This window comes from Sphingobacterium sp. DR205 (genome assembly GCF_011064245.1).
In the GTDB taxonomy this organism is placed as follows: Bacteria; Bacteroidota; Bacteroidia; order Sphingobacteriales; family Sphingobacteriaceae; genus Sphingobacterium; species Sphingobacterium athyrii.
Genome location: NZ_CP049333.1, coordinates 6,699,288 through 6,717,510 on the forward strand (window position 1 = coordinate 6,699,288; position 18,223 = coordinate 6,717,510).

The 18,223-nt window shown below is 41.5% G+C and carries 12 protein-coding genes; 3 read left to right on the forward strand and 9 right to left on the reverse strand.

Features of this window, described 5'->3' with window-relative positions; genetic code table 11:
• Positions 1-26 precede the first annotated feature (26 nt).
• Positions 27-590 (forward strand): nitroreductase, encoded by a 564-nt coding sequence (locus G6053_RS28225; RefSeq protein ID WP_108634820.1) that lies wholly within the window; start codon positions 27-29, stop codon positions 588-590.
• Between the two features lie 540 nt (positions 591-1,130).
• Positions 1,131-4,304 (forward strand): carboxypeptidase regulatory-like domain-containing protein, encoded by a 3,174-nt coding sequence (locus G6053_RS28230; RefSeq protein WP_108634819.1) that lies wholly within the window; start codon positions 1,131-1,133, stop codon positions 4,302-4,304.
• Between the two features lie 65 nt (positions 4,305-4,369).
• Here the strand turns inward: G6053_RS28230 and G6053_RS28235 are convergent, their stop codons facing one another.
• The 9 genes from G6053_RS28235 to G6053_RS28275 all read right to left on the reverse strand — a co-directional run bounded on the left by G6053_RS28235 (position 4,370) and on the right by G6053_RS28275 (position 16,916).
• Positions 4,370-5,077 (reverse strand): hypothetical protein, encoded by a 708-nt coding sequence (locus G6053_RS28235; protein ID WP_181390579.1) that lies wholly within the window; start codon positions 5,075-5,077, stop codon positions 4,370-4,372.
• Entirely contained in the window at positions 5,067-5,615 is a 549-nt protein-coding gene (locus G6053_RS28240; RefSeq protein ID WP_108634818.1) for a sigma-70 family RNA polymerase sigma factor, read from the reverse strand. Before G6053_RS28240 ends, G6053_RS28235 begins: the two co-directional genes overlap by 11 nt.
• A 183-nt stretch (positions 5,616-5,798) precedes the next feature.
• Positions 5,799-8,396 (reverse strand): TonB-dependent receptor, encoded by a 2,598-nt coding sequence (locus tag G6053_RS28245; RefSeq protein WP_108634817.1) that lies wholly within the window; start codon positions 8,394-8,396, stop codon positions 5,799-5,801.
• 688 nt (positions 8,397-9,084) lie between these two features.
• Positions 9,085-10,341 (reverse strand): putative sulfate exporter family transporter, encoded by a 1,257-nt coding sequence (locus G6053_RS28250; RefSeq protein ID WP_108634816.1) that lies wholly within the window; start codon positions 10,339-10,341, stop codon positions 9,085-9,087.
• 121 nt (positions 10,342-10,462) lie between these two features.
• A complete protein-coding gene (locus G6053_RS28255; RefSeq protein WP_108634815.1) occupies positions 10,463-12,244 on the reverse strand; it encodes an acyl-CoA dehydrogenase family protein in 1,782 nt (593 codons plus the stop codon).
• A 133-nt stretch (positions 12,245-12,377) separates the two neighbouring features.
• A complete protein-coding gene (locus G6053_RS28260) occupies positions 12,378-13,553 on the reverse strand; it encodes an acetyl-CoA C-acyltransferase (protein ID WP_108634814.1) in 1,176 nt (391 codons plus the stop codon).
• Positions 13,554-13,607: 54 nt separating this feature from the next.
• Positions 13,608-13,967: a four helix bundle protein gene (locus tag G6053_RS28265; RefSeq protein ID WP_108634813.1), complete on the reverse strand. Its 360-nt coding sequence runs from the start codon at positions 13,965-13,967 to the stop codon at positions 13,608-13,610.
• A gap of 38 nt (positions 13,968-14,005) precedes the next feature.
• A complete protein-coding gene (locus G6053_RS28270; RefSeq protein ID WP_108635110.1) occupies positions 14,006-16,435 on the reverse strand; it encodes a 3-hydroxyacyl-CoA dehydrogenase/enoyl-CoA hydratase family protein in 2,430 nt (809 codons plus the stop codon).
• A gap of 40 nt (positions 16,436-16,475) precedes the next feature.
• Positions 16,476-16,916: a MarR family transcriptional regulator gene (locus G6053_RS28275; RefSeq protein WP_108634812.1), complete on the reverse strand. Its 441-nt coding sequence runs from the start codon at positions 16,914-16,916 to the stop codon at positions 16,476-16,478.
• Positions 16,917-17,195: 279 nt separating this feature from the next.
• Between G6053_RS28275 and G6053_RS28280 the strand changes: the two genes are divergently transcribed.
• Entirely contained in the window at positions 17,196-18,158 is a 963-nt protein-coding gene (locus tag G6053_RS28280) for a 2-oxoglutarate and iron-dependent oxygenase domain-containing protein (protein WP_108634811.1), read from the forward strand.
• Positions 18,159-18,223: the final 65 nt, after the last annotated feature.

Genomic DNA, 18,223 nt, shown 5'->3' on the forward strand with positions numbered 1-18,223 from the left:
TACATTCTAAAATCAACATATTTTTAATGAAAAACGACGTTTTAAAAGCAATACACTACAGAAGATCGGTATTTCAGGCTTCTTTTACTGAAGAGGAAGTAAGCAAAGAGGATATCCTTAGCATTTTGGAAGCAGCTAATGCTGCTCCAACACATAAACGGACACAACCTTGGCGTTTTGTCATCTTCCGCAAAGAAGGACTTCAACGCTTGGGTACTGAATTATCGCGCATCTATAAATCGGTTACACCAGCGGAGAAATATACGGAAGCAACGGAGATCACCATGGGCAAAAAAGCAACACAATCGAATGTTGCCATTGCGCTTATCGTCAATTATACGGGTGAAGTTCCCGAATGGGAAGAATTGGCTTGTACTGCTGCCGCTGTAGAAAATATGTGGCTCGCTGCACATTCGTTGAATATTGGTGGATACTGGGCAACACCGGGCTTAATTAATCATTTGGGAGGTTTCCTTAATCTGGAAGAGAACCAAAAATGTATCGGCCTATTTTACTTGGGACATCACCAGTCAGAGGCGCGTGAGCCGATACGTACACCGATTGAAGAAAAAATTCGTTGGGAAGAATAAATCCCAATATATAGAAATACAGAGCGGTCTAGCCATACCTCTAGGCCGCTTCTGATTTTTTTTACTTAGCATCACGACCAAACCCAATGTCATCTGCTGCGATGTAGGCATTTTCTATGCCTTGAATTTGTTGATTGGACTGGTCTCTCCCTCCTACCTCAAAGATGTATTTTTCATCGACAATAAAATCTCTCTGCTCTACATCGTTTACCTGATGTTGGATTGAAAGTTAGTTAACAAAAAATGTTTCCCTTAGATTTCTATCGTTAACATTATCATGTCCAAATAAGAAGGAAAGATTGATACTAAATACAATTTTGCTTAGGACGTCATCAGTCTAAGGCACATGAACCGGCAGCGAGCGGCTTGGAAGAATCCGAGCGAACCGCTGTTTATAGATTAATTAATTACGGTCAATGGATTACCAAAGTTCATTTTTCTTAAATATTTAATAATAGGTAGTTAATCATTTGGCAATCTTGCAAGGATAATTTCGCAACATACTTGTGACAAGCATCATCAACTAAACTTGAAATTATCATGCACAAAAAAATCATTTGGTTAATGCTCTTAACCCTTATTACATTTGTTCAAATTCCAAATCGAAGCTACGCCCAAGGTACCGAGGCTACAATCACTGGTCGTGTCACTGATGACAAGGGACCAGTGAAAGGAACATCGGTATCCGTAAAAAATGAATCGACCGGTTTTAGACAAACGACACTGACTAACCAAAACGGTGTCTATACCTTTCAGCAATTGCCTTTAGGTTCTCCATATAGTATTACAGTGGTCCACATTGGCTACGCTGAACAAAAGAAAACCGATTATAAATTGAGCTATGGCGATGAACTCAATGTAGACTTTACCTTATCTTCCGCGGAGAATAAATTGGATGAAGTAATCGTACAAGGGGCAGCAGCCGATTTAAAAAACAAGATCAAAACATTGGGAGCATCTACAGCCATTACGGCCAATGATCTCAAAAAGATGCCCGTGAATGGACGTAATTTCTCTTCTTTAATTGACTTATCACCTGTCAGCAGCGGCACAAATCTTGCGGGTCAGCGGGCCTCATCAACTAATTTTACGGTAGATGGCATGAACTCCAGAAGCACAGTAGCTGGTGGAAATAGTGGTGGTGCCTATTCAATTTCTATGGAGGCTATTCGAGAATTCAAGGTGGTCACCAACGATTATGACGTCACCTTTGGCCGCAGTGGCGGCGGAAGCATTACGACTGTGACCAAATCAGGGACAAATACCCTCACTGGAAGTGCCTTTACTTTCGCACGTGCAGGCTGGCTATCGAGCAAGTATAACCTGAACGGAACACCACGCAAACAGAAATTCTCCACCTACCAATATGGCTTCTCTCTTGGGGGACCAATCATTAAGGACAAAGCCCATTTCTTTGTCACCTGGGACCGGCAAATGGATACTCGACCCCTTCAGATCGCTGATATTCAAACAACAGAGGACATTGCCCGTTACAAAGTAACACAAGCTACTTTAGATGAGTTTACAGAGATTGCAGTAGGTAAATATGGCGCTAGTGCCGACCGTCTATTTGGTTCTTTTGACAAAAAGAAGAAGACTGACGCTGCTTTCGCGCGAATCGACTGGCAACTGAATGAAAAAAATTTATTGACTATTCGCAATAATTTTGTTTATGATCTGGATAACCAACAAGAAGGGGACAATACCGGTATCAACGCTTTTGAATCGTACACCAACAGGAAGTATATAAACAATAGCCTTATGGCTTCTTTGCGTACTTCGATTAGTTCCAGATTGACAAATGATCTGAAGATCCAACATTTTTACGAACGCTCCGAGGCACAACATAATGTTGATGGATTTGACCAGTCACATAGTATTCCCCGCGCTATCGTTGAATCTATCCAATCAGTAGATGGTACAAATAAATACAACAATTCGATCCAACTCGGTGGTCAACGCTTTTCGCCAGAATGGTTCAACGGTAATATGTTGCAATTGGTCAACAACGTATACTACAATACGGATAAGATCAAATATACTTTCGGCGCGGATATCATGTATACCAACATGGATTTTCGTTATGGCAGTGAAATGAACGGTCGTTTCTATTTTACAGGTCTACAAAACTTCAATAACCTAACTCCTTATCGCTATGCCCGTGATGTTTATATGACTGACAAAGAGAATACTTTGGTCAACAATTTGGCCATAGGTATTTATGGGCAGATGGAAGCTAAGATCGCGAGAGGCCTTGACGTAGTCGGCGGCCTACGTCTAGACAACACGAAATACCTCAAGAAAGCTACGTTCAACCAAACGGTCTATGACGAGTTAGGTCTTTCAACCGACAATGGGATTAACACATTTCAAATACAGCCTCGTGTGCAATTCAACTGGGATATCAATGAAGAGAAGAAAAATATCATCCGTTTTGGAGCTGGTATATTTGGGTCGGCACTCAACCCATATTCAATGTTAAACAATATGTTGTTTGATGGTTCACGCATTGCTGGCGTAGATATCACGGATCCTACATTAATTCCTAAGCCAAATTTCGCAGGATATCGCAAGGACCCCGATACAGCTCCAGGACGCGAACTGTTGGACAATCCAAAGATCGAAAAACTTGTTACAATCAATATGAACAGTAAGGATGTTAAAGTGCCGACTGTATATAAAGCCAACATCTCTATAAACCACTTTTTCTCGCCTTCGCTACGCATCGGTTTAAGTGCTTATGGAACTTGGGGACGCAATAACTATATGTATGTAGATCGTAACATGGTAGAAGACCCTTACTTTAGATTGACCGCCGAAAGTAACCGTGGAGTGTATGTTCCGGCGTCGAGCATCAATACGACAAATGGTGCAGCCAACTGGACCAATAGCCGTAAGACCAAGCAGGTCGGCCGGGTACTAGAGATGAACAGTGATGGAAAAAACAATTCGTACACCGTTGTATTGGACGGAACTTATCGTTATTACAAAGATGGACAAATAACGATGTCGTATACCTGGAATGATACAAAGGACAACACCTCGTATAATGGCAATGTCGCTAATACCGCGACTCTCTCTCTAATGGTCAAAGATGATCCGCGTGACTTAAGTACAATGGCGTATTCGGATAATCAGTTCCGCCATAAGGTCGTTTTCTATGGTACTATGCCATCGTTATGGGGAGTATCCTTTGGATTGCGTTTTAGCGGAATTGCAGGTTCACGTTATTCCCTGGCCGTAAATGGAAATGTCAATGGTGATTTTGTAAATTCCAACGATCTTGCGTTTGTCTATGACCCGAATAGCAGTAGTACACCAGAATACATTAAGGATGGAATTCAAGCAATTCTGGATGATCCTAAAGCAGAACAAAGCATTAAAAACTATATCAATGGAAACCTTGGGCGCGTAGCCGAGCGGAACGGTGGTATTAACGGCTTCTATGGTGTATTTGATCTACATTTGGCCAAAAATGTAAAGATATACAAGAAACATGGTATTGAGGCATCAGTAGATATCTTCAATGTTGCCAACCTCTTAAAAAGAAGCTGGGGTGTAGGACATAACTTGGGCAAACAGAACCTCTACGCTATCAAGAGTTTCGATGCTGCCAACCAACAATATATTTACAATATGAGCTCAGGTGTTGGTGTATCTAATTTGAACGGTAATCCCTACCAAATTCAGCTGGGGTTAAGGTATGCATTTTAAGGATGGATACTATTTTCAAAAAAATGAGCCGTTTCCTTCAAGAGAAATGGCTCATTTTTTTTGCACTAAGATTTTTCTATCCCAAAACAATGTGGTGGTTTGATGATATTCGATTGGGCGGGATCCTTCATCTCTTTTAGGGGAAAAGTAATCTTCAGGCGACCTTTTGTTCCCTGCCATTTAGCACCCGACCGAAGAAGCCTTATGGTCTCCTCAACAAGAGCTTGAGCAGGAGTCCCCTCCGCCTGAATCTGAGCCGGAAGACCATCTTGACCAATCGTGAAATTGACTATAATCGTCCCTCCAATCCCTGTATCCTTCAGTTGATTGTTTAAATAGTGTTCGAATGCTTTCCAGCCTCCCAGTGGAGTCGCATCGCCGCCATCGAGCAAGGGCTCGATAGTCACTAGGTTCTCCGGCTCACTTAAGGTTACATCCGTGGTGCGCTCGGCTTTACCATTGAAATGTTTAAAATATAGAAGCGCCAATAATACAACAAACAAAACTCCCGCGGCCGCACCTACAGCCAAACGCTGCCAGGTATAATATTGCGCGTGTCTGGTCGCTATTGTATTCTCTACCCGACGGTTAAGCCTTTGCTGTAACAAACTTAACTGTCTAGCATCCACACCATTTTGCAATCGATACCCATCAATGGCATCTTGTAAAAAAGGATCTTCTAATGCTTCTTTTTCAAGTTGAAACATTTCCTCTTTACTCATCAGGCCATGGATGTAATTATGAATTCGCGATAATTGATAATTATTTTCCATTTTCTTTCCTTTCCATACAGATCTTCAAATTGCGCTTCCCATTCTGGATAGCACTCTTGACTTTATTCAGGTCATACCCTGTTAAATCTGCAATATCTTTATAGCACTTTTGTTCCAGATAAAACAAACGCACACATTCTTTCTGTTCCTGATTTAAGGTTTGCATGCAACCTTCTAATCTTTCAAAATCCCGTTCTTCCCATTTTGCCTCTTCACTGCTATTGAGTTTCTGCTCGCTCTCAAACAAATTATCCTCAATATCCACCTGTGTCGTCCTCTTGTCTTTGCGCAATTGCATCAAACAGTAATTCTTACTGTATACATGTAACCAGCTTTTAAAATTGTCAATTTCGTAATGGCGCAGCTTCTGAATGAGTTCTTCAAAAATCTGCATCACCGCATCCTGGCTACGATCGGGATCCTGTAAGTACTTGAAGCATACACCATAAAGCAAAGACATGTAAGGTGAATATAATTTCCCCAGCGCAGATATATCTCCTGTTGTTTTATAATGTTGTAATAGCTCTTTTTCGTTCATGCGCAACTCTTTCACCTTAATGATGAATTAAGATACGGTTTTCCATAAATAATGCAAGCATAAGCCAAGAATTATCGCCAATAATTTTCCATTGACATTATCCCTTGTTTTGGACACAAAAAAAACCGTCCCTAAATCATTAGAGACGGTCAATGAAAATATATTTATGAATTACGGATTTATTTAATTCCCCTGTTTCCAATTGTAGCGCAGCGTTACGCCATAGGTTCTTGGATCGGCTACGACACCAGCATATTGGCCATAACTACCCGGAGCAGCGAGCAACTGCTCATAGTAATCTTTATTTGTCAGATTCCTGCTCCACACAAAAACCGAAACACCATTTGACCCTCTAAAACCAAGTCTTGCATTCAGCAGTGTATAAGCATCGATGTTCAGGTATTGAGACGGGGATGAACTTGAGGAAAACTTAGAACGATGGAAAAGATCAGCACCTAAAAAGTAGGAGCCATTGATTCCGATCAATTTGCCACTCTGATTGATTTCCCCACCTAAAGACCAGGACCATTTGGAAACTCCGGGAAGAACTCCGCCTGAAATATCCTTGAAAGCCTGAGGTCCACCAACCTCCTCCAATGGCACGGGTGCATTCGTAAATTTCACATATTTCGCATCGGTATATGCCAGTGCCCCATTTAAACGCAGAAAGTGCCCGATATTGATGTTACCATCCAATTCCACGCCTTTGACACGTACTTTCTCGGCGTTAGCCAAATAACCGCGATTTACACCTGGTTCGGGTGTTTGAACCTGTGTTTGATAATCTTTGATATCGGTTTGATAAAGGGATAGATTAAGGATCGAGTTGCGTGTTGGATTGGTCTTCACCCCTAGCTCTTTGTGGCGTACCGCTTCCGGTTTTACCTCCGCCAGATCCAACAGTACCGCTCCATTTGCCGTCGGTAATCCCCCCACATTGATTCCAATTGGTTTATAGCTGATGGAATAAGTAGTATAAGCATTGATCTTCGGATTGAAACGGTATTTTGCCGAAAGCTGACCAGAAAAATTATCTGCATCTGCGTTTATATCAAACGTCTGGTTGGTATAGACCCCGTTCTTGAGAGCCAACAGCGCCGGATCGGATGTCTGTAGCCCACCATAAGTCTGTCTGTCGTAATTTGCTTTCTTCTTGTCGTAGTTATAGCGTAGTCCCGGCAAGATATGAAGTTTCGAAGTCACCTCCCAATCAATCTGTGTATAAGCGGCTAAGCTTGTACTTTTGATACCGTAAACGGTCTTGATCCCGAAGTTGTCAAATAGTCCAGGAGTTTCCCATAAGGCGCTTGTCGAACTTTTTTGAAAACGCCAAAATGCGGAACCCGTTTCCTCAGTATGTACAGGATCAGTACCAAGGTCCTGCCACAGACCAAATAAGCCGACCACGCCACTCACTTTCTCACTGATTTTGCCCGAATATCTAAATTCCTGCGACCATTGGTTATGTACCGAATTACCGGCAGAAACTGTGTAAACAGGAAGGCCTAAATAATCCCGGTCATTGAGTGGCACCCAGGTCCATTTTCGCCAGGCTGAAGTTGATGTCAAAGTACCTTCACCAATCTTGATATCAGCATTCAGCGCTACGCCGCCCAGTTTATTGTCCGCTTTGGATTGCGTATCGAGGTCTATCTTACGTTCAAATGCACTTTTGTAAGGCAGCTCATAGCCTAAATCTTTGATAATGGCATCAAACTGCCGGTAATCAGCCCGCTGAGTTTTGACAACACCGGCAACTGCCCAACCATAACCATCCGGCTTTTGGGAAGAAACGTCACCCGAGAGCACAAGTTTGATATTTTCCGTTGGTGTAAACAATAATTGCCCCCTGAATCCGAGGTTATTGATATCGTTGATCTTTCGATTGCTGTGGACGTTGAAAAGATTCCCATCCCGTTGTGTGCCAGAAAAGGAAGCGCGGGCAGCTAGATTTTTAGCCAGAGGTCCAGAGATCGACGTCTTTGCCTGAATAAAGCCCTGATTGCCATAGCTGACTTCAACATTAGCCTCAGGTGTAAATTGAGGTAGCCGCGATGTAATATTAAAGGCTCCTGCGGTCGTGTTTTTGCCGAAAAGTGTCCCCTGTGGACCACGCAATACCTCGATCTGGTCAATATCAATAAAGTCCAGCCAAGTTGCTGCAGGCCGTGCAATATAGACACCGTCAAGATAGAATCCGACACCCGGGTCTATCCCATCATTGGTCAGGCCGTAAGTCGAACCGAGGCCCCGAATGTTCAGAGTTGTATTACGTGCATTGGAAGAGTACAGCTGCACTGTTGGGACAAGTTCTTTTAGTCGATTGACATTAAAAGCCCCGGCGTCTTCCAGTGCTGCCCCACGGATGATAGAAACAGGAATTGGGACATCCTGCAATTGCTCTTTGCGTCTACGGGCAGTCACGACCACTTGGTCTAATGCCTCCAATCGTGGAGTAAGTTCGATCAGGGTAGGCGACTGGTCTACAACAACACGTCGTGTCTGATAGCCCACAATGGATACAATAAGTGTAAAAGGTAGTTTTTGCCCTGTAACAAACTGGAATACGCCCTTGCTATCGGTCTTCACCTGATGGGTAACGGCTTCAAGCTGCACGGTTACACCTTGTAAAGGCTCTTTTGTCACCGCATCAACGACAGTACCTGTTAATGAAGCATTTATAATTGGTTTAGGATTTTCTACTTGCGCATAAGTCTGATAAGACGCCGCCAAAAGCAAGCTAAAAATCACGCTAATTCGAAAAATAGCATTTTTTTTCATAAATTTATTCAGTTTAATAGTGAAAATAAACAAGTGCCAACGCCAATAGAACTTGTTTCATTGTTAAAACTTTGTTTAAAAAGGGAAGCCTCGGCTTCCCTTTTCTAATATAAGAGAGTGTAAGAGAGAAATTTTAACAACACATTCGTTTTTCACTATTTTCTACGGTAGTAAAATCTACTTCTAACGAAGCAGTTTGTAAGCTTGTTTTTAAAAAGTAATCTTGTTTCATTCTTTCCATAATTAAGTATATTCATTTTTCAGCGATCCCTTCATGACAAGTTGTAAATCAGGATAACAGTACAAATATATAAATATTTTTTAAAAGACTACTAATTTGATAGATTTTATAAATATTTTTTCAAAAAATACCATTAAATACTAATTAACAGATACTTACATTGTAAAAAAGAGATTTTATACATTCAGATCTATTCCTGTACATGAGATTTCCCCTTAGATTTAGCTTTGCTTTTTCATTTACGACCAACAATCTCTTATCCGACAACCTAAACACTTTAGTAAGAAAAAATTGCATCTTCTATTTTCTTGGAAGCCATTTGGCGTGACTATTACTATATCTAGAAAATGAAAAAGGCTAGAACAAAAAAATCCACCAACGTTGGTGGACTTTTTCACAAATATTGTTTAATCCCGAAAGTATTCGGCTCAATTTTTCACCTATAAATTATCGAAACAGTATCAACGCTATCAACAAAGTCACTACGACATTAAAGGTCTGCGCAATCAAAAATGCATAAAGGGGTTTCTTATTATCCTGCACAAAAAGATCTTTGAAATTGGTCTCCAGACCGATCGAAGTAAATGCCAGGGTAAACCAGAGGCCTTGTAAATTTTTCAGACTTCCCTTGATAGTATCAATTTTTTCAGGAGAAATTACAAATGAAAATAGTAGTGATGCAAATACAAATCCAAGCACAAATTTAGGAAAGCGTTCCCAGATAATCTTTAGCGTCGGTTTATCCCGCTTTGTTTCATCATCCACAGATTTTGCATAGGTCCAATAGATACTGATCGCAAATGCCGCAAGTCCTAGCAATACATTTTGTGAAAATTTAACAATTGTGCTGATCTTTAACGCTTCTTCTCCCACCAGGGAACCGGAAGCAACAACAGCTCCGGTAGTATCGATACTACCTCCTAACCACGCACCGGTAACCTCTTGGGACAAGCCCATCCATTCCGCCATATAAGGCATAAAAATCATCATTGGAATTGCAGTGATCAACACTAGGGAAATCACATAGGAGAGCTTTTTGCTATCACCCTTAATCGCGCCGGAAGTAGCTATGGCAGCGGAAACACCACAAATGGACACCGCACTAGACAACATCAGGGACATTTCCTTATCTATCTTCAATTTTTTACAGAGCCAAAAAGCAAAATACCATACTGACAACACAACCGCCAAAGCCTGAATAAGCCCTAGCGAACCCGCTTTAAGAATATCGCCAAAGATAACCGTAGTACCCAGTAAAATCAATCCGATCTTGACATATAGTTCGGTGCTCAGGGCTTCTTTAAACCAAGTAGGCAACTTAAAGCAATTACTGATGATCAAACCGATAATCAAACTAAAAATAACAGCTTCGAGATTATATTCTTTCACCGTCGAATTACCTGCCAATATCAAGGCGAATACGGTCAGAATAAAAACTACCGGAAATACGATCAGCAGATGTTTGACGGATTTACCGAGCAAAAATGCCCCCAGAATACCTGCCACAAAGACGAAGATAAACTGCTGAAAAATCTTACTGAGATTGGCCGGCTCAAAAATTGTAGCGGCCAATTCGGAAGAATTATTCCAGGAAAAATTAGGGACGGGCGCAAAAATACCTGAAAGTGCTAAAAAAATGGTGGCGAGTCCCAAAATGACGACTACCCAGTCTTCTGTAAATGCAAATGATCTTGACGATGCCATATATTGGTTAGTATTAAAAGGCTAAATTTACTATAATTGCGGATACTTTTGGTTATTGTAACACAAAAATGGCCGAAGATTTCTCTCCGGCCATACAACCAAAACCAATAATCATTATCAATCAAAAACAATATTTATTTTCTTCTATTAATTTTTTTGCAATCCGCTGACGTGCATCTTTGATGTTGAATGGCTGCGCTTTTGTGAACCTGCGTAATCCAACAAGCATCATATTCAGTTCATCGCCTTCGCCAAAGGAATACAAAGCTTCCTTACCTGCAGCATTAATTTTGTCAATCGCACCATACAAATAGATCTTTGCCATATCTGTCGCGTACTCGGCCTTTTCAGAACCGGTATGCACAAGCTTTTCTGCGCGCAACAGAACGGATTCTGCAATGTATACGTAACCGATAATATCTGCGATATTCATCAGGATCTCTTCTTCTTTCGAAAGTGACATCATCAGCTTCTGAACCGCAGCGCCAGCAATGAGCAGACCTGCTTTTTTGAGGTTGGCGATAATTTTCTTCTCCGCCGCGAATGGGGCATCATCTTCTTCCCCGAAATCAGGAATAGCCAGCAGTTCACTTGCCACGGCCTGTGCTGGCCCCATCAGATCCAGTTCACCTTTCATGGCTCGTTTTAATAACATATCAACAACAAGCAGTCTATTCACCTCATTGGTACCCTCGAAGATCCTGTTGATACGTGAATCGCGATAAGCACGCTCCATCGGCGCATCGGCTGAATAGCCCATCCCGCCATAGATCTGTACTCCTTCATCCACCACATAATCCAGCATCTCGGAACACCATACTTTTATAATGGCACACTCAATTGCAAATTGTTCCACGGATTTCAATTTGGCTTTCGCCTCATCCATACCGCCTGCGATCAATGCGTCATAGGCATCATCAATATTTTGACCGGCGCGATAGGATGCGGATTCCACAGCAAACAAACGTGTTGCCATCTCTGCCAATTTGTATCGAATAGCACCAAATTTAGAAATCGGCAAGTTAAATTGCACACGTTCATTGGCATATTGAACAGCATGATTGATCACCATACGAGCTGAACCATTTGTCGCAGCCCCCAACTTGATCCGTCCGATATTCAGAATATTTACGGCAATCTTAAATCCGTTCTCCCGCTCGGATAGCATGTTTTCAACAGGCACAGGGCAATCATTAAAGAAGATCTGACGCGTGGAAGAGCCTTTGATCCCCAATTTATGCTCTTCGGGGTTCATGGTGATTCCGCCAAAATCTTTTTCAACAATAAATGCGGTCAGGTTTTTATCATCATCGATTTTTGCAAATACAATAAAGATATCTGCAAATCCACCGTTGGTAATCCACATTTTCTGACCATTGATCAGATAATGAGTTCCTTCAGCATTTAGTTTTGCGGAGGTGCGGCCGGAATTGGCATCTGATCCGGCATTTGGTTCTGTCAAACAGTAGGAAGCCTTCCATTCGCCAGTTGCGAGTTTAGGAATATACTTCGTTTTCTGCTCCGCATTACCATAATAAAGAATTGGCAAGGTACCAATACCTGTATGTGCAGACAAAGCGACGGCAAAAGAGAAACCTCCTCCTACTGCCTCTGCTACGAGCATCGACGTATTGAAGTTTTTGCCAAAGCCACCATACTCTTCTGGAATCGACACCCCCAGCATACCTAACTCACCAGCTTTATCCATTAGGCTTGGCATCAATCCTTCTTCCTGTGCGTCAATACGATCAAGTTTATTTAATACTTCTGTCTCTAAAAAGTCTAAACAGGTCTGACGAATCATCTTTGCTTCTTCATCAAACTCTTCCGGGATAAAAATAGCTGTATAGGGAGTCTCTCTAATAACGAACTCACCGCCTTTGATTGCTTTATTTTCGCTCATTGTTTTTTAGATTTGAGGTGCAACCCTTGAGTAGTCTTTTGACCACCCAGGTTTACACAATATTTTGAATATTTTTATCTGCTATGAGATTAGCAAATAAAATGGTTTATACTGTTATTTTTAGTGTCCGAACTTAGTCTAATAGTTCAAAGATACCGGCCGCTCCTTGACCAGTTCCCACACACATCGTCACCATACCATATTTTTTGCCACGACGTTTCAATTCATGCAAAACCTGCACGGTCAGCTTCGCTCCTGTACAGCCTAGCGGATGCCCCAATGCTATCGCTCCACCATTGACATTGACCTTTTCTTCATCAAGTTCCAGTTCACGAATAACGGCCAAAGACTGTGAAGCAAAAGCTTCATTCAATTCGAACAAATCGATATCTTCTTTTTTAAGCCCAGCCCGTTCCAAAGCTTTAGGTATTGCATAGATGGGCCCTATTCCCATAATTCGTGGCGGTACGCCTGCAACAGCAAAACTGACCAGCTTGGCAATGGGCTTAACACCCAGTTCCTTCACTTTAGCCTCTGACATCACCAGCACAAATGCTGCGCCATCCGATGTCTGTGAGGAGTTTCCTGCTGTCACCGAACCATTGGCCGCAAATACAGGCTTCAACTTACCCAGAGCTTCCAGGGAGGTATCTGCACGAGGCCCTTCATCGGTATCTACAACATATTCACGAGTCGCTATCTTACCGTCCTTCAGATAGTTCTCTTTGACTGTAATCGGCACAATACCATCTTTAAGATGACCATTTTTAATAGCGGCAACAGCCTTTTGATTAGACTTCAGTGCAAAGGCATCTTGATCTTCACGGGAGACATTATAATCTTTCGCTACAGCCTCCGCTGTGAGCCCCATACCCCAATACCAATCGGGATGCTCTTTGGCAACGACAGGGTTGGGAACAATTTTCCAGCCTCCGAAAGGCATTCCGGACATCACTTCAACTCCACCGGCGATAATGACATCAGCCATACCGGTTTTGATCTTTGCAACCGCCGTGGCGATCGTTTCCAATCCAGATGCGCAATACCTATTAACGGTAACGCCAGGCACTTTATCGGTATCTAAACCCATTAGGGAAATAAAACGTGCCATATTAAGCCCCTGCTCCGCCTCAGGCATCGCATTACCCACAATGACATCATCTATATCTTCTTTATTTAAATTCGGCACAGTGGACACGAGATGTTTAATTACATCTGATGCTAAATCATCAGCCCGCATAAAGCGAAACCCTCCTCGAGGCGCTTTACCTACTGCTGTACGAAATCCTGCTACTATGTATGCTTCCATTATTTGAGTATTAAGATGTGAGATCGGAGATATGAGATTTGAGATATTCCAATGTCACATATTAGTTTTTAAATTTTTAAGAAATCCAAAAATCATCTTTTGAATCTCATCTATATGAGAACACAATTGTTCTACTTTATCCTTATCTATTAAATTCAGGTTATGAGCTATAATTAGCTGAGTCTGCAACTCGAAAGAAGATCCATTTGCGATACCGAGAAAATGAACAAATTCATTTTTCGTATTTCTCCCTGCTCCTTCAGCAATATTAGATGCAATAGACACAACCGAACGTTTAATTTGAGATGTAAGCCCATATTTTTCATCCATTGGAAAATCTACAACAGCTGTATATACCGCTGTGGATAATTCTATTGCTCTTTGCCAAACTTTCAATTCTTTTAAAGCATGCATAATCTCTTATCTCAAATCTAATAGCTCACATCTACAATCTAATTCCGTAAAGGTTTTCCTTTTGTCAACATATACTGAATTCTTTCAAGTGTTTTACGTTCAGCACAGAGTTCGAGGAATGTTTTGCGCTCAAGATCCAACAAATATTGTTCAGATACTTCCGTTGGCGATGACAGATTGCCACCACACATCACCCAACCCAATTTTTCCGAGATCTTTCGGTCATAGTCCGAGATATAATTTCCTTCACGCATCGAAGATGCACCTACATATACGATACCTAAACCTTGATTGCCCAACACTTTTATATCGTTGCGTGGTGCCGGTTGCACATATCCTTCATCGGCCAGCTCCAATGCTTTTGCCTTTGCATCGGCAAGTAGGCGGGCACGGTTCATCGTGATGGCAAATTTATCTTTCTGCAAGTAGCCCAATTCGTAGGCCTCATAAGCCGAGGTTGATACTTTCGCCTGACCAATGGTCAGGAATTTATCTTTTAATGTATTCTGAACGATCTGGTCATCTTTAAATTCTTCGGAAGCACGCAATGCAAATTCCTTAGTTCCGCCACCACCTGGGATAACACCTACGCCCAGTTCCACTAAGCCCATGTAGGTTTCGGCATGAGCCTGCACAAAATCTGCATGCATTGAAAATTCACAGCCACCGCCTAAGGTCATCTGAAACGGTGCTACGACAACTGGAATCGATGAATAACGCAAGCGCATGGATGTATTTTGAAAGGCTCGAACAGCCATATTTAGTTCATCAAAATCCTGTTCTACGGCCATCATGAATATCATGCCGATATTCGCTCCTGCAGAAAAATTCTTCCCATCATTGGAAACAACTAATCCTCGGTATTCTTTTTCAGCAAGATCTATCGCTTTATTCAATCCCTGAATCACATCACCACCGATCGTATTCATCTTGGTATGGAACTCGCAATTGATGATTCCATCACCGAGATCAATAATAGAAACACCTGTATTTTTCCAGATGGTTTTGCTTTCACGGATATGATCCAATACAATTAAATCTTCGGTTCCAGGAATAGGTTTATAGGATTTGGATGCGATATCATAGTAATAGCGAACACCATTTTCTATTTTATAGAAAGATTCATGTCCTGAATCCAACATTTCATGCACCCAGGATGCCACTTCGCCATCTTGACCGGGCAAACGCTTCTCTTCGGCCTTGATCTTAGCCAATGTCTCGCGAACCCCCAAAGCATCCCAGACTTCAAATGGCCCCAATTCCCAGCCAAATCCAGCGCGCATGGCATCATCTATACGGAAGAAATCATCTGTGATTTCAGGAACACGGCGTGAAACATATTCAAATAAAGGATAATGCATAGCACGGAAGAGCTCCGCTGCCTTGTCTGTTCCTTGTTCATAGACTTTCATCCGTTTACGGATATCTTCAACTGGCTTGGTCGCCTCTAAAGTTGAAGACTTAACTTTTTGCTGGGAACCAAATGTGAGTGTTTTAAGATCAAGCGAAAGAATTTCAGAATTACCATCAGCAGCTTTTACCTTTTCATAAAATCCCTTTTTTGTCTTTTCCCCGAGCCACTTGTTTTCAACCATCTTACCGATAAAGGCCGGAAGCTGGAAGACACCTTTTGCCTCGTCATCAGGCGCATTCTGCGCCAGACCGTTAGCAACATTAACCAAGGTATCGAGACCGACAACATCCGCGGTACGGAAAGTAGCCGATTTTGGATGCCCCATTGCCGGACCCGTATATTTATCCACTTCCTCAACTGTCAGGCCTAAAGGTTCTACCAGATGAGTCACAGCAAGCATCGAATAAACACCGATCCGGTTACCGATAAATGCGGGTGTATCCTTACAAAGAACAACCGTTTTACCCAACATCTTATCTCCGAAATGAAGGACAAAATCAACAACTTCTGGCTTTGTGTGCGGTGTAGGAATTATTTCCAACAAAGGTAGATAACGTGGTGGGTTGAAAAAGTGTGTGCCACAGAAATGATCTTTAAAGTCTTCACTACGCCCCTCAGTCATGAGATGAATAGGAATACCAGAAGTATTGGAAGTAATCAATGTACCCGGTTTACGGAACTGTTCGACACGATCAAAAACAGACTTCTTAATATCTAAGCGTTCTACAACAACCTCAATAATCCAGTCGGCCTGAGCAATATCTTTGAGGTTATCCTCAAAATTGCCTGTTTTGATACGTTTTACAAATGATTTGCTGTAAATTGGTGAAGGATTTGTCTTTAAAGCTGTTTCTAACGAAGTATTGACAATTCGATCCCGAACGGTCTTACTCTCCAACGTTAGACCTTTTGCTTGTTCTGCAGGCAGCAGTTCACGGGGAACAATATCCAGCAACAGGACTTCGACACCAATGTTAGCAAAATGACAAGCAATTCGCGAGCCCATAACACCCGAACCGAGAACTGCCACTTTTCTAATATTTCTGTTCATCATAACATATTTATCATGCACATCCGTACATTTGGTTTAACTTCTACACAATTACTTCTTCCTTATAATTGGTTGCCAACTCATTGAGCTTAGCCAGAGAAGCAATTAATTGATCACGTTCATTTTCCGAAAAATTCTCAGCGAGATACTGGTTAAAATTGCGCACCACATCTTTCGCAATCCTTCTCTTCTCGCGCCCTAACTCTGTCAGGTATACTTTGACAGAGCGTTTATCCGTTGTACTGGTCTCTCGGTAGATAAATCCCAAGGACTCTAAATTATTCAACACCCGGGACAAACTAGTTGTTTTGACCCCGGTCAAATTCGCAATCTGAGAAACAGGCGTACCCTCTTTATGGATATTGATTAAAATATAACCCGCTGCTTGGGTAAAACCATACTGTGAAGCAATTTGATTATATTTATTGGCGATTGTCTGCCAACCTGTTTTTAAAAAATAGTCGATTGTCTGATTTTGGTTCATAGCGTATTCACAAGCGATTTTATTATTATGCTTGCATAACAAATATAATAGTTAAGAATTAGAATAACAAACTTGAAAATGCAAATTTTGTTAATTCCCTGTCCTCATCTTTCTAGAATCACTTTTCTTGCTTTTTTATGACCAAAATCGAAATGTGGAAAACTTTTAACAACTGAAATCCAGTTAAATAAAGTAAAACGCAAAACTTTTATTAACAGCCAATGTGCAATATTCAAAATTAATTGCGTTAAATTTGTCCTAAACAAATATCGACACCGTATGGCTTTAGTAAACATACCACGCTTGGACTTGTTGCATTATACACAAGGAACCCAAGAACAACGAAATCAATTTATTCAAGATATTGGCAAGGCTTTTAACGAAACGGGCTTTGTAACGATTGCAAATCATGGTTTATCAAAAGAATTAATTGAGGAATTATATCAGGTCGTTCCGGAATTCTTTGGTTTACCAACAGAGATAAAAGAAAAGTATGAATTTCCTGAGCTTGCAGGCCAACGTGGATACACGGCTAAGGGAAGAGAAAAAGCGAAAGATGCAAAAACTCCAGATCTAAAAGAATTCTGGCAACGTGGTCAGACGATCGTTGGTGAAGAGTATTCAAAAGCGGACTTCCCAGACAATCCACAAGTGGAAGAAATACCTCGTTTTAATGGCGTAACAGCTGAAGTTTATAAAAAACTAGAAGACACAGGGCGTGAATTACTAAAAGCAATCGCGACTTACCTAGATCTTGAAGAAAATTATTTTGAGAAATTTGTAATCAATGGCAACTCTATCTTGCGTGCGATCCATTATTTCCCAATTACGGATCCTGATGCATTGGCTCCTGACGCTGTACGTGCAGGTGCGCATGAAGATATCAACCTGATTACACTATTAATCGGTGCTAGCGCAGATGGACTGGAAGTTTTGACAAAAGATGGCGAATGGTTTCCGATCAAAGCAAAGGGAGAGGATATCGTCATTAACGTAGGCGACATGTTGCAGCGTTTGACCAACAACAAACTTAAATCAACAACTCACCGCGTTGTTAATCCTCCTCGTGAAAAAATGGGCACTTCCCGCTTTTCCATTCCGTTCTTTTTACATCCAAAATCTTCGATGAGCTTGGCCTCATTGGAATCTTGCATTGACGCAGCTCATCCAAAGGCCTATGAAGACTATACCGCAGGTGAATATCTAGATGAAAGATTAAGAGAAATCGGTTTGAAAATGTAAGGCAAGCTAAATCCATTCATGCTGGATGTTATTATAAAAAAAGCAGATCGGATGATCTGCTTTTT

Bases quoted from the DNA above. Each gene is read 5' to 3' on its own strand.
- G6053_RS28225 (WP_108634820.1), top strand. From the start codon at position 27: ATGAAAAACGACGTTTTAAAAGCAATACACTACAGAAGATCGGTATTT.
- G6053_RS28230 (WP_108634819.1), top strand. From the start codon at position 1,131: ATGCACAAAAAAATCATTTGGTTAATGCTCTTAACCCTTATTACATTT.
- G6053_RS28235 (WP_181390579.1), bottom strand. From the start codon at position 5,077: ATGGAAAATAATTATCAATTATCGCGAATTCATAATTACATCCATGGC.
- G6053_RS28240 (WP_108634818.1), bottom strand. From the start codon at position 5,615: ATGAACGAAAAAGAGCTATTACAACATTATAAAACAACAGGAGATATA.
- G6053_RS28245 (WP_108634817.1), bottom strand. From the start codon at position 8,396: ATGAAAAAAAATGCTATTTTTCGAATTAGCGTGATTTTTAGCTTGCTT.
- G6053_RS28250 (WP_108634816.1), bottom strand. From the start codon at position 10,341: ATGGCATCGTCAAGATCATTTGCATTTACAGAAGACTGGGTAGTCGTC.
- G6053_RS28255 (WP_108634815.1), bottom strand. From the start codon at position 12,244: ATGAGCGAAAATAAAGCAATCAAAGGCGGTGAGTTCGTTATTAGAGAG.
- G6053_RS28260 (WP_108634814.1), bottom strand. From the start codon at position 13,553: ATGGAAGCATACATAGTAGCAGGATTTCGTACAGCAGTAGGTAAAGCG.
- G6053_RS28265 (WP_108634813.1), bottom strand. From the start codon at position 13,967: ATGCATGCTTTAAAAGAATTGAAAGTTTGGCAAAGAGCAATAGAATTA.
- G6053_RS28270 (WP_108635110.1), bottom strand. From the start codon at position 16,435: ATGATGAACAGAAATATTAGAAAAGTGGCAGTTCTCGGTTCGGGTGTT.
- G6053_RS28275 (WP_108634812.1), bottom strand. From the start codon at position 16,916: ATGAACCAAAATCAGACAATCGACTATTTTTTAAAAACAGGTTGGCAG.
- G6053_RS28280 (WP_108634811.1), top strand. From the start codon at position 17,196: ATGGCTTTAGTAAACATACCACGCTTGGACTTGTTGCATTATACACAA.